Origin of the sequence: Corynebacterium striatum (assembly GCF_016728105.1) — a bacterium.
In the GTDB taxonomy this organism is placed as follows: Bacteria; Actinomycetota; Actinomycetes; order Mycobacteriales; family Mycobacteriaceae; genus Corynebacterium; species Corynebacterium striatum.
The window spans coordinates 273,534-286,235 of sequence record NZ_CP068158.1; the positions used below are offsets into that span (position 1 = coordinate 273,534).

The 12,702-nt window shown below is 59.4% G+C and carries 11 protein-coding genes; 2 read left to right on the forward strand and 9 right to left on the reverse strand.

What is annotated here, in order from left to right; genetic code table 11:
• Positions 1-74 precede the first annotated feature (74 nt).
• On the forward strand, positions 75-896 hold the full coding sequence (locus I6I72_RS01315) for a spermidine synthase (RefSeq protein ID WP_049063737.1): 822 nt from the start codon (positions 75-77) through the stop codon (positions 894-896).
• Here the strand turns inward: I6I72_RS01315 and I6I72_RS01320 are convergent.
• Positions 877-1,977 (reverse strand): glycoside hydrolase family 25 protein, encoded by a 1,101-nt coding sequence (locus I6I72_RS01320; RefSeq protein WP_049063740.1) that lies wholly within the window; start codon positions 1,975-1,977, stop codon positions 877-879. The two genes, I6I72_RS01315 and I6I72_RS01320, sit on opposite strands and share 20 nt — an antisense overlap.
• A gap of 194 nt (positions 1,978-2,171) precedes the next feature.
• Between I6I72_RS01320 and I6I72_RS01325 the strand changes: the two genes are divergently transcribed.
• Complete coding sequence (locus I6I72_RS01325) at positions 2,172-3,356, forward strand: HNH endonuclease signature motif containing protein (protein ID WP_049063742.1); 1,185 nt, start codon at positions 2,172-2,174, stop codon at positions 3,354-3,356.
• On the opposite strand, the gene I6I72_RS01330 is transcribed toward I6I72_RS01325, so the two are convergent.
• From I6I72_RS01330 to I6I72_RS01365, 8 genes are all read right to left on the reverse strand, one after another.
• Positions 3,328-5,643, reverse strand: coding sequence for a bifunctional lysylphosphatidylglycerol flippase/synthetase MprF (locus I6I72_RS01330; RefSeq protein ID WP_201807317.1), 2,316 nt, complete (start codon positions 5,641-5,643; stop codon positions 3,328-3,330). The genes I6I72_RS01325 and I6I72_RS01330 overlap by 29 nt on opposite strands.
• A complete protein-coding gene (locus I6I72_RS01335) occupies positions 5,630-6,838 on the reverse strand; it encodes an alpha/beta hydrolase (RefSeq protein ID WP_005532093.1) in 1,209 nt (402 codons plus the stop codon). Before I6I72_RS01335 ends, I6I72_RS01330 begins: the two co-directional genes overlap by 14 nt.
• 70 nt (positions 6,839-6,908) lie before the next feature.
• Positions 6,909-8,018 (reverse strand): cysteine desulfurase family protein, encoded by a 1,110-nt coding sequence (locus I6I72_RS01340; protein WP_046645553.1) that lies wholly within the window; start codon positions 8,016-8,018, stop codon positions 6,909-6,911.
• On the reverse strand, positions 8,018-8,959 hold the full coding sequence (locus I6I72_RS01345) for an electron transfer flavoprotein subunit alpha/FixB family protein (protein WP_046645552.1): 942 nt from the start codon (positions 8,957-8,959) through the stop codon (positions 8,018-8,020). Before I6I72_RS01345 ends, I6I72_RS01340 begins: the two co-directional genes overlap by 1 nt.
• A gap of 8 nt (positions 8,960-8,967) precedes the next feature.
• Positions 8,968-9,744 (reverse strand): electron transfer flavoprotein subunit beta/FixA family protein, encoded by a 777-nt coding sequence (locus I6I72_RS01350; protein ID WP_049160234.1) that lies wholly within the window; start codon positions 9,742-9,744, stop codon positions 8,968-8,970.
• 24 nt (positions 9,745-9,768) lie between these two features.
• Positions 9,769-10,971 carry a THUMP-like domain-containing protein gene (locus tag I6I72_RS01355; protein WP_049160236.1) on the reverse strand — a complete coding sequence of 401 codons (1,203 nt, stop codon included), beginning with the start codon at positions 10,969-10,971 and terminating at the stop codon, positions 9,769-9,771.
• Positions 10,968-11,795 (reverse strand): NUDIX hydrolase, encoded by an 828-nt coding sequence (locus I6I72_RS01360; protein WP_049160238.1) that lies wholly within the window; start codon positions 11,793-11,795, stop codon positions 10,968-10,970. Before I6I72_RS01360 ends, I6I72_RS01355 begins: the two co-directional genes overlap by 4 nt.
• A gap of 12 nt (positions 11,796-11,807) precedes the next feature.
• Positions 11,808-12,659: an ABC transporter ATP-binding protein gene (locus I6I72_RS01365; protein ID WP_049063752.1), complete on the reverse strand. Its 852-nt coding sequence runs from the start codon at positions 12,657-12,659 to the stop codon at positions 11,808-11,810.
• Between the last annotated feature and the right edge of the window lie 43 nt (positions 12,660-12,702).

Genomic DNA, 12,702 nt, shown 5'->3' on the forward strand with positions numbered 1-12,702 from the left:
CCGAATACGTTACTCTTTTTCTCCTTTTAGGCCCAACGACAATCGCAGCTCCTACATTCCCTAGGCTTAAAGACATGCGCAAAACGGATGAGTTGGTTGGCACTTACGAGATTTCCACAGGCACGGCTGAGGTACTCGCAGACGAATATCACGACAATGGTTACATCCTCATGGTCAATGGTGTGCCATCGAGCCACATCGTGATTGGTTCCCCGGAAGTCCTCGAGTTCGAGTACATGCGGTGGATTGCCGCGGCGGTAGAAACGCTTCTGCCAGTCGATCCAGCTTCGCTGCGCATGACCCACTTGGGCGGCGCGGGCTGCTCCCTTCCCCGCTATTTCGCCAGTATCTGGCCCAAATCACGGCACACAGTGGTCGAGCTCGATGCAAAGCTGGGCGAGCTTGTGCGTACGCTTTTCGACGTCCCCCGCTCGCCCACCGTCAAGATTCGCGCCGGCGAGGCCCGCGCGGTTACAGACAGTTTCGTCCCTGCCAGCCGCGACGTCATCATCCGTGACGTCTTTGCAGGCGACACGACGCCATATCCCCTCACCACGGTTGAATTCTTCCGTGCGGCTCACGACGCCCTCGCTCCCGGAGGCCTCTACGTAGCTAACTGCGGCGATCACCACGACTTGTCTATCGCCAAAGCTGAGCTGCAGGGAATGTCGCAGGTCTTTGAACACATCTCCGTTATTGCCGATCCACCAATGCTCAAAGGCAGGCGTTACGGCAACATCATCCTCTTGGGCTCTGATCGCGAAATGCCAGCTGCGGGCTCCGTTGCAGCCGCACAACTGGCAAAGTTGCTGTTAGGTGGCGCTGTCCCCGCCCATTACAAAGACGAGAAGTGGACCAAAAAGCACATGCAGGGCGCTACTGCGCGAGCTGATTAACTGCTTCCTGTGCCTGCTCTACTTGGTCTGGATTGACGCCGTTTTTCGTAGCGATATGGCCCGCGTTGTCCAGAAGGATGGCCAAGTCGCCGACTGTGAAGTCGCCAGTTGCCATTTCTACGAGGTCATCGATAGGCAGCGTTCCATTCTGGGTGAGCTGCTTGACGAAGTCCGTGAACACGCCCGCAGCGTTCCCGCCAAGACCTGCCTGCTCGGCGGCGTCGACAAGCTGCGGCGTCGCGATAATGCCTGCCGCCAACGCGAGGATGGCTCCGATCAGCGGACCACTGTTGGAGCTGAGGTCTGGTGCGTCGTCGCCGAGCACAAGGCCCTCAAGGATTCCGCCGATGTCGAGGTAGTTGCCGTTGCTGAAGGACTCGAGCTGCCCCTCGCTACCGTTAAACAGGTTCATGTCCACCGGACCGGTAATGCCGTTAACGCGGCCGGAGCCGGAACGTTGCCAGAAGGAGATCTTGTCCCAGCCGCCCACTGGTTCCGGGGCCTTATCCTGGTATGCGGCGAGCCAGAGCGGCATATCGGAGAATTCCTTGGTGTTACCCATCTGCCCCATCCAGAAGTACTTGTAGGTGTAGATCATCGGGGTACGGCCGGTAAGCGCGCGCAGTTCGGTGGTGAATTGGCGAATCCAATTGGCTAGTTGCACCGGTGACAAGCCCTCGTCTACCTCAATGTCAAGAACAGGAGGCAGGGTCTGACCTGGCACGAGCGCCAGCTGCGCCGCAAAGTGGGCAGCCTGCGCTGAAGCTGACGACGCCGGGCGCGCGTAGTGATAAGCACCAACCTTGAGGCCCGCAGCAGAGGCTGCGTTGGCATCAGCAACAAAATAAGAGTTTGTCCAGTCGCTGCCCTCACTTGCCTTGACGAAGGCGAAGGACTGACCGTCAGTCTTGACGTCACTCCAATTAATCAGCGCTCCACCTGGATGCTGGTGTGCTGCGATGTCAATTCCCGAAGGGGCACTCGAGGTCCAAGCGCCGGCGGTCATCGTTCCTGCGATAGCTAGAGCAACGGATCCAACAACAGCAACGATGGCCTTGCGCATTCCCTTATTTGAAGTCATGCGCGTAACTGTACCGAGACAAACCCAATTATCCCTTTATTAACACGCGTATCTTTTATAATATTTTTCCACTTTTACCTCTTTCACTTCTTTCGTACACATTTTCGATTTTCCCTTGAGTTTAACTCCGTGCATGTTTAGAATGAGGGGCATGAACATGCAAACAGATATTCTAACGGCGGGGGCCTGGGGGAATGAACGGATACTACCTGGTCAATGACACCTCATGCCCTGTAGCCACTGCCGCCAGGGAAGTAAGAAAGCTTGAGTTTGAGCTCTGGGCCAAATGTATTCCAGAGCACGACGCAGATATCGAACTTGTTATCCAAAATCTGGCCACCACAACAGGCCGCGGTACCTACCAAACAAAGAAGATTCTCTTCGCTCTATACCGCATCCACGAATTGCCTCAATTGCTTGCGTTGCAACATGAGTCATACTTCCTCGACATATCCAGGCTCACTGCCATCGACCTCGCTCTCAACAAACTCGGCGCGCCTTCACCGGAAGCTCTCGAGCAAATTGACGCGGCGTTGTGCGAGTTTTTCACTCCCACTAAGCCGCGGCAGGGTCTTCCATCCAACCGCGCCATCACCAAATTCATCTACGACCTCCTCCGCCTGCTTGATGACAACATCGAGCCAGAATCAAAGGAAGAGGAAAAGCGAAATGATTCCTACTCCACCTACCCAGTACCGGGCGGCCGAGAGGCCATCAGCGCCGAATACGACGCCGCCACAGCATTCGAACTAGACAAACACATCAAAGACACCGCCGAAAAGCTAGAGATCACTCCGGCCGAGGCCCTCGAAAAACTCATTCGCGGAGAAGCTAATTCCCAAGCCACAGTCATCCTCAACATGTACCGCGCTAGCGACCTCAAGGATGCGCCTGCGTTCATTCAAGACGTCGGCTGGGTATCCGCTGAGGTAGCGGACACACTGGAACCCACTGTCGTTCGTGACATGGAAAAGGCCGAGACCGCGGTAAGCAGCAGTTACACCACACCGGCCACGATCCGTGCGTACGTCGAAGGGCGCGACCTCACCTGCCGCATCCCTGGTTGTGACCGCCCAGCCTGGGAATGCCAGATGGACCACCGCATAAACTTCGCAGACGGAGGCCAAACCACAGCATCGAATTTGGTGAGCCTATGCCAGCCTCACCACAACCTCAAGACCGACGGCCGCGTCTGGTACATCATGGACGAAGAAACCAATGACATCATCTGGCTCTTCGACGATGGCCACTACGAATTCTCCCGAGCCGAAGGCCCCCTCGCTCCGAAGAAACGCAACTGGTTGCGAACTTTCATGGAGGCCGTGGCAGCAAGAAGAAGGGAGGCCCGAGCTAACTGTTTGAAAGACGAAGAGCGTTAAGCGCCTCGGATGCTTTCAAGTTGGGCAGGTATGCGTGAACAACTGCCAGACCGATCGAAGGAAGCGATAGCTCGTCCTCGTAGCAAAGGAACCACTTGTGCTCTTCAGGCTGAAACTTCCTCTTACTGGCAGCCAGAGAACGGAATCCATAGAGAGGTTCCATCTGCTCTCCTATTTTGGCGAGCAAAGTATCAAGTGTGGATGGCTTCTCGGCTGATCCTGCCAACGGCGCACCAGAAAGCGAAATCCACTCGCAGCCTTCTCCAGCCGCAATCACAAGCGCCTCCGAGATGAGCAGTTCCATCACGCCCTTAAACCCCTGATCATTGCGGCGCATCACGTCGAGCGTATACCCCGCAAGTTGCCCATCACGGCGGACCGGCATCCAGCTGGTCATGCCATGAATCATGCCATCATCACCAATTGCTAGGAGGAGCCGCGTGCCAGCCACCTTCATTTCTTCGATACCACCCAAGGTGAACCCCATCTCTGGGAGCGCTTTCTCGCTCACCCATTCCTCACTCAGTGCCACGAGGGCGGATGCCACACCGACGTCGAGTTCGTCCCAAGTGGTCCAGACAGTTGTGACGCCTTCCTTCGCCGCCTTGTTACGCGCGGTGCGGATGTTCTGGAATTTCTTACCCTTAAATTCGGTGTTCTCACAGCTCAGCACCGCTTCCTCGGCGACCTCGAGACGCTTAAAATCTGGGTGGTTATTAGCAAAGTCAGCATTCACGGAATACCACGCCGGTGTCATGCCTTCGGTCCTGACAAAGTCTTCAAACTCACGCGAAATATCGTCGCCGACCGGTCCGCCCAGAGTCAGGGCAATTCCGTTGGAAGCACGGTAGGCCACGTAGGAATCTCGCTCGAAGAAATATCGGTTGCCCTGCCACAAAGTCATGAAAGAGAGGTGGTCGCCAGAACGTCGTTCCAGGATTTCGCGCGCCTTGACACGGTCGGCCTCCTGCTGAGGATCCGAAGGGGCGGAAAAGCAGCGCCACAGGGCCCAAATCACTGCGAGCCACCATACGTTGCCCACCCATTCGTAAAGGAACCAGCCGAAACCGCTGGCGGGGATCAGCTCGTGTGGAGCGACCAGTGTGATCACTGCAGGAAGGAATCGCAACGGCCACTCAGCAAGAGCAGTGCTTAACGACGCCCCGCCTACAAACGCCGACTTAACCAGCAGCGTTCCGAGCAGCCACGCAGCCGAACAGGAAGCAGCCACAATGGCCAGGATGCCCGCGTATTTCTTAAGCATGCGCGGGGATTCGTGAACGCTAAAAAGCTTGTGCGAGTAGAGCAACACAGCAATGCAGAACAGCCAAGGAAGCAGCGCTTCAAACAGATTAACCCTATACAAAAAGAAGCCATCTTGGTCAAGATCCCAAAGCTGAATCAGGAGGAAGCCCAAGGACGCGAGCTGGACGACCAAGGAAAGAGACCAAGCAACACGCCGGCCGCGCACCAAGCCAAAGCACAATACAAGCTGAAGAAGAAGCGGCATCAGGTTGGCCAACATGGGCCCAAAGCCATGCATGCGAGCAATGTCAGCTGACGAGATGCACGCAGCGGACGTGGAATCGAGTGTGCACAGAACTTCGACGGAGACGTCGGAAAGCACAGGCCCCCACATGAGTCGGGTGAGGTCAGAAAAGGGCCCTTCGGCGGTGGGATTGATTGCCACGAGGACGGGGCTGATGGCAACCGCGCCCAAAATCAGGGCAACGAGGACGCGCCGCTCGCGAAGTGAGGGCGTCGCACGCGATTGAGGATGCCTCCACATGCCCAAGAAAAGACCAAGCAGGGCCGCGGTAAGGCCAAGCACATCTGCAAGAGAGCCGGCGTAAAAGACGTTGGTCAAGGCCAGCACCATGATAAGTACTCGGAAGCGGCGCTTCCACAGGCGGGGCATAATCGCTGAGGCATACATGGCTGCGCCAAAGATCCAGCCAACCGGCGTAAACAAGAAGTTGTGGAGCAAGTCGTCGCCCCATCGATTCAAGCCGGTGATCTCAATTCCACGGGCAATAACAAGAGCGAGCGGTGCCGAAACCATTTGTGCCAGAAGGCCAACGACGAAGTATTTCTTGCTGCCCAAAACCTTTTCTGTGGGGATGCCAAAGACGAGCGCAAAGAAGGTCACGACTATCGAGCCACCAATGGTGACGGTACTCAACCCAGAGGTGACGACCCATTCGTAGTCAAGCAGATGCAAAGCCCACATCACCGCGATAAGAGCTGCGGTAACTGGGAAGAACTTGAGCTTCTTAAGCGTGGACATCGGATTCCTTAATTCCGTCGAATGGGTCTCGTTCTACTTGGATTCCTCCGCGGGCTGCAGCCCACGCGAAGGTTTGTCTAAGCGCGGGCCGCCAAACCCCGAAGGAATGGCCGCCGGGCAGCGTGGCAACGTAGCTCTTAGCGCCTGCCTGCCGGAGCATCTCGGCGAGATCGTTCTGCGCGCTCTGGGCATCTTTATCCTTATCGCCGGAAATGAACGCCACCGCAAGATTGGGATATTTCTTGTTCTGAAGCAGGTGCGCAGGATTTTGTGCTTGGAAGGCGCGCTCGTCGCCTTCGAAGAGCTTCGTCACGGTGTCCGAGTGATTGCCCAGGGTGGGCTCAGCTTGACCGGAAAAGTCCATGTAACTGCCGTAACTTGCGGGATGGTTCGTGGCCACTTGCAGCGAACACGTACCGCCATAGGACAAGCCTGCAAGTGACCAGTGCGACTGATCCTCGTCTACGCGCAGCTGCTTTTTGATTGCAGCGGGCACGTCCTGCGAGAGATAGGTCATGACCTTGGCACGGGCAGAGTCGGCGCATACGGGATTTCCAGTTTCCGAGCCAGTCGCATCCACCGCGATAACGATTGGCGAGACTCCTCCGTTTGCTGCTTGGAACTGGTCCGCGGTCTGCGCGGCGCCTCCTGAACCAAACCATTGTTCAGGTCCACCCGGGTTGCCGTGGAGAAGCACCATCACTGGCAGTCGTTGTCCGCGGAAATAAGCAGGTGGCAGGTAAGCGATGGCCTCCCGCGCCTTAAAGCCTGACTTCTCCCCTTGCAGGTTCAAATGCACCGTCGCAGCGCCTTGGCCCTTGTAGGTAGGCAACTGCCAAGGTGAGATCTCTTGGGCCACGGGCCTAGGGTCGAGGGAACCGACGGTCGGGTACGTTTGGTACTCCAAATTCACCAAACCGGCCAGTGCGATCAAGGACAACAGCCCAGCGATCACGGTCGAAGTCTTAGGTTTGCGAAGCAACGCAGCGATAGCAATGGCACCCGCGATCAGAATGTAGACGGGAACGTCCCAGTGCCGAAGGAAAAGCCACGCGATGATCGCGGCAGCAACGGCGAACAAGACCGGCTTTATCTTGCGGGTCCATGCAATCAAGCCAACTGCGCCCACGAGGATGACCACGTAAATGATGCCATTAACAGGATCAGCCAGCGGAAGGTCTAGGAAAAAATTCACTCCTAAACACTAGTCCTGCGCTGGCTGAATACGCTGTGAGAAGGCTGCGAGGTTGGTACTGAATCGCTACCTAAACGCTGCGGGCACGCGCTACCACTGCGGGCAGCTCCTGGAGCACGAAGTCAACGTCCTCTTGGGTGGTGTTGCGTCCGAGGGTAAAGCGTAGCGAACCAATTCCATCGGCCTCGGAAACATTCATTGCTTCCAGCACGTGTGACATGCGATTCACGCCGGAATGGCATGCACTGCCTGTCGACGCCTCGATGCCCAACGAGTCGAGCAGCATGATGAGGCTGTCGCCATCAGTTCCGGGGAAAGAAACGTGCAGGTGCGAAGGAAGCATCGGCTCGGAGGAGTTGAGCACCACGTTGTCAATGCTGGATACGATGCCTGCGCGGAGGGCGTCGCGAAGCTGGCCCACGCGCTGGGACTCGGAAGGAATCTCGGCGATGGACTCCTCGAGAGCTGCGGCTAGAGCCGAGGCACTGGCGACGTCGACTGTGCCAGGGCGGATTCCACGTTCCTGGCCGCCGCCATAGGCGATGGGCTGCGGGGCCGGGCTGCGCTTGGCCAGCAGGAGTCCGATGCCGCGCGGGCCGCCGAACTTGTGGGCGCTCGCAGCCAGAGTGGTCAGCCCCAGCTCGTGGAAGTTAATGGGCAACTTACCTGCCACCTGGACCGCATCCACGTGAACGGGCGTCCCGGCAGCTTGCGCGCGCGCCGCGAACTCAGCGATGGGCTGGATAGCACCGGTCTCGTTGTTGGCCCACATGCAAGTGGCGACGTCGGCCGGGGTATCCAGCAGCGAGAGGTCGCTGACGTGGGAGTGTCTGTCGACAGGCAGCAGATCCACCTGCGCGCCCTTCAACTGTGCGACGGTGTCGCGGACAGCGGGATGCTCGATGGGCGTCGAGATGACGCGGTTCGTGTTGCCAGCCTTGTAAAGGCCCTGGATAGCGATGTTGTCTGCTTCAGTTCCAGAAGAAGTGAAGATCACTTCGATGGGTTCGCAGCCAAGGAGCTCGGCGACTTTCTCGCGGGCGTCGTCAAGCACGGAGCGAGCGCGCCTGCCAGAGGCATACTGGGCTCCCGAGTTAACGGCCCCGGAGGCGGCAACCCAAGCATCGATGGCCACCTGGCGCATGGGTTGGGTGGCCGCGTAGTCGAAGTAGCGAGACATTACTTGCGGGACTCCAACTCAGCAACGAGTGCCGGGGCGATCTCGTGCACGTCGCCCACGACGCCGAGGTCGGCGATCTGGAAAAAGGGCTCGTCCTGGTCCTGGTTGACCACGACGATGGTGCCGGAGGTCTGCATACCGGAAGTGTGCTGGATGGCGCCGGAGATTCCGAGGGCGATGTAGAGATCGGGTGACACGGTGACGCCAGTCTGGCCTACTTGATGTGCTGGGTCGTAGAAGCCCTGGTCAACAGCGTCGCGGGTGGCGCCGACGGCGCCGCCGAGGGCGTCAGCCAGCGGCTCCACGATGGTGGAGAAGTTGTCTTCAACGCCGCGGCCGCCGGAGACGACGACCTTCGCTGCGGTCAGCTCTGGGCGAGCCGACTTCTCGTGCGGGGTGAAAGAAGCAACGGTGACGTCCTTCGCGGTGGCGGCGGGCAGCGGCATCGGTGCGGGAGCGACGGCAGCCGGCTGCGGATCAACGGTCACGGCGCCTGGGCGCAGAGTGTAAATCGGGGTGGCCCCGGCTGCGGTGGCGGTGGTCTCGTAGGAGCCGCCGAAGATGGTCAGGTGTGCGGAACCATCGGCGTTGATGCCGTCGACGTTGACCAAGGCGCCAGACGCCAAACGCGCAGAAAGGCGGCCGGCGATCTCGTTGTTGGTCGGGGTGGCTGCCAGCACGATTGGGGCTGGGTTCGCGGCGGCGAGGGCGTGCAGGGCATCCACCTCGGGCAGAATGATGCGCTTGTCGTAGTCCTCGGCGGTCGCCTGGACGATCTGGGCGGCACCCAGTGCTGCGAGCTCGGAATCGAAGGCATCGGCTTGCTTGCCGACGACGACCGCAGAAACGGTGCCCAGGGCACGAGCGGCGGTAATGAGCTCGCCGGTGACAGGGCTCAGGACGTTATCTTCGTGTTCTACAAGTACGTATACGTGAGACATTTATTCTCCTAGATAAGGTTCTTCGCGGCGAGGAAGTCAGCGATCTGCTTGGCGGCTTCTTGTGGGTTCGGCTCGATAATGACCTCGCCGGCGGTACGGGCTGGGCGCTGAGCAGAGGCCGTAACGGTGGTGGTCGGAGCCACGGCATCGATGCCGAGCTTGGCGACGTCGAGGGTGCTAACCTCTGCCTTCTTCGCGGCCATGAGGCCCTTGAAGTTGGGGAAACGCGGTTTGTCGGCCTTGTCGGTGAAGGAGACGATCGCAGGCACAGGCGCCTCGAGCTTCCAGTGACCGTGGGCGTCCTCGCGGACGCCGCGCAGGACGCCGCCATCTAGGCTCAGGGACTTCAGATCGGTAAGCGCAGGCAGCTGGCGGTACTCGGCGAGCAGACCTGCGAGCAGGCCGGTGGATGCGTCCGAAGAGGAGTTGCCGAGGGTAATAACCTGCACGTCCTCAATAGTGTTGATGGCCGCGTTCAGGGTCCATGCGGTGGACAGCGCGTCGGCGCCGGAGAGGGCGTCATCAAGCACGTGCACTGCCTCGTCCGCGCCCATGGCAAGAGCCTTGCGCAGCGCCTCATCGGCGGCGGCTGGACCCATGGTTAGTGCTACGACCTTGAACTCGGGGTTAGCCTCCTTCAGGCGCAGGGCCTGCTCAACGGAGTACTCGTTAATCTCGTCGATGACGTTGTCGACGCTGGTGCGGTCGAGGGTGTGGTCTTCCTCGAGGGACTTGGTGGACCAGGTATCCGGTACGTGTTTGACCAGAGCCACGATTGCGGGCATTGGACACTTCCCTTTCCGATAGATTTATGTTGCGTAATTATCCTCGGACGATACTACTCGCGGTCCGCACAGCAACGCGATTCCCTGCGTGCCAATGCGTGTCATCACAATCGCCATGGAACGTTTGCCCTTGAGCTTGAGCTTCTTGCGCAGCTGATCCGGATCGACGTTTAGACCGCGGACCAGTATTTCGAGCGAGCCCGCGCCGTGTGCCTGCAGCGCAGCCTTAAGCCGCTTGACGGGCACGGCCTCAATGAATGGAAATCCGGACGTGCCTGCCGGGATGCGTTCCCCGGTGAGGTACGCGATACGCGGATCGAGCTGGTGCAGGCCCTCCCGGGCCGCGTAGTGGCGCACCAGACCCGCGCGGACCACGGCGCCATCGGGGTCGATGATGTAGCTGCCGATGTCGCCGGCCTCGGGCAGGTTGTCCTCGTCAAAGTCGTTGCTGTCGAGGATGTCTGCGGCGCCTTCAGTACCTTCAGCGCCTTCAGTGTCTTCCGTGCCGTCTTTGAGCAACACAGCCTGGCGGCCGGTGGCCAAGCCCGGGGTATAGAGACACGCTTCCTTGACGTTGCCGTTCACGCTGGCCACAGAGACCAGTCCCGGCCACTGCGAGAAGTCGAGGCCGGGCGCGCACTTCACGGCCAGCTCGGCACTGTGCGCAATGCGCGAACTGTCAGCACTGTGCGCAGCAACTAGGTCCGGCAGAGGCGGCAAAAGCTTGGCGGGATCGGTGATCCGCTTGCCGTCCTTGCGGCGCGCGGGGTCAGCGATGAGTACCCGTGCAGTGGAGGTTTGGGTCAGCGCATCGGCGCGGAAGAAGGGGTGGGCCACGTTGTGCTGGGCCATTTTGATGCGGGAAGCATCCAGGTCGGAGCCGATGTAGGTGCCCTTGTTCCAGGCGTGCCCTTCGGTGCCGATGGAACAGGTGACATCGTGGACAAGTTCCACGCCCAGGCCTTGCAGAAAGCGGCGTCGGTACTGCGCCAGCACCAAAGGCGTGGCCTGCTGCGCAGAGTCGGAATCCATGAGCCAGTCGGCTGGTAGCTTGCCGCTGCGCCGGGCTTTGATCAGTTCGGCCACGCAGCGATAGTTCTCACCGTAGAGCTGCTGGAGCTTGGCGACGTCGCTCAGCTGCGAGGCTTTGCTGAACTCAAGGTTTAGGCCCGCGATTTCGGGCAGATGCTGGGTGAGGAAATCGACCTCAGCGAGGGTATAACTCATATTCTGTCTACTGGGACAGTCGTAAAGTACTCGCGGTAGCGCGGGTCGTCTTTGGGATCGCCGATGATGGGGCGAAGGTCGGAGAAGGAGGCGTCGTCAAGCGCTTCTTGCACCGTGGAATAGCTGGATAGCCGCAGCATCTGTGCCCACGTGGGCAGCGCAAGGCGCACCAGCCCGGCGCGCCAACCGTCGAGGACGAGCTGCGGTGGAAACCAACCGGCGTCGTCGGCCTCCATGGTGTGACCGTCCGGCTCCTGGCCCTCGGGCAGTACCCCAATGAAAAAGAAGGTGTCGAACCACTGTCCCCCGTCTTCGCCTGCCCAACGGGACCACGGGCGGAGCATGTCGGAATCGGCGCGCATGCCGTTGTTGCTGAGAAACTCGGTAAAAGAGATGTCATGGGATTCGAGGAGGACGCGCTCGCGGTGATAACGCGATGCGTCGGAGACAATGCCGTCGTCGCGAATGGCGAGCAGCGTGCCGGATTCCTCGAACAGTTCGCGGATCGCTGCAAACACCAAGGCATGTGCTTTGTACTTGGTTACTCCCATGCGCCGTGCCAGGGAGATAACGGAGCGGCCTGTCCACAGATCGCCTGAGTCCCACATACGGGGCGGGAAGTCACGTGGGTCGACTCCCCCGCCCGGGAACACCGCGTGCCCTGGATAGTTGCGCATGGTGGACACGCGCTCCTGAATCCATACCTCGAGCCCTTCTCCGCCGTCTCTAAGAAGCAAGACAGTCGCCGCCAAGCGTCCACCATTGAACCCGGTGGTTTCGTTATGGTCGATCGCGTCAAGGCGGTCATGGATGGGCTGGGTCATGCATCTTTCCGTTTAGCGTAGGCGGCGGGCGAAGTACCGATCACCGATGCGATCCACTTGGATCGGCTGGTGGAATGCCTGCGTGAGGTTCGCGGAGGTGAGGACCGAGTTAATGAGGCCCTTGGCCACGACCTTACCCTCATCGAGGATCATCGCATGCGTAAATCCGAAAGGGATTTCTTCTACGTGGTGAGTAATCATGACGATTGCAGGCGCATCAGGGTCGAGAGCTAAGCCTCCCAGATATCCCACTAGGTCTTCCCGACCTCCTAAGTCCATGCCTGCGGAGGGCTCGTCGAGGATGAGTAATTCGGGGTTCGACATCAAGGCACGCGCCAAGATGACGCGTTTCTTCTCCCCTTCCGACAGGGTGCCCCAAGTGCGCTCCGCAAGGCGGCTAGCGCCCACTTGTTCGAGAATTTCATAAGCGCGAGAGAAGTCCATGTCTTGATATTCCTCGCGCCAGCGGCCGAGCACTGCGTAGCCTGCGGAGATAACGAGGTCATCGACGCGCTCGTTATCGGGGATGCGATGTTGCACGGCAGCTGAGGAGATGCCGATGGCGGCGCGGAGATCGCGCATGTCGGTCTTGCCAATGCGCTCGCCCATAAGGAAGGCAGTACCGCTGGAGGGGAACTCTTCCGCGGAGGCCATGCGCACGAGGCTGGTCTTGCCGGCGCCGTTGGGGCCGATGATGACCCATCGCTCGTCGAGTTCTACTTGCCAGTCAACTGGGCCCACCAGGGTATTGCCGCCACGTCGCAGTTCGACGCCGCGGAAGTCGATGAGCCAGTCTTCGTCAGTCTCTGGCTCGGGAGCTGGGTTCACTGGATTCACTGGGTTTGTTTGATTCACAGGTTCCATTGTGGCGGATATTTCTGTTGGCCGGTGAAAGTGACACAGCTGC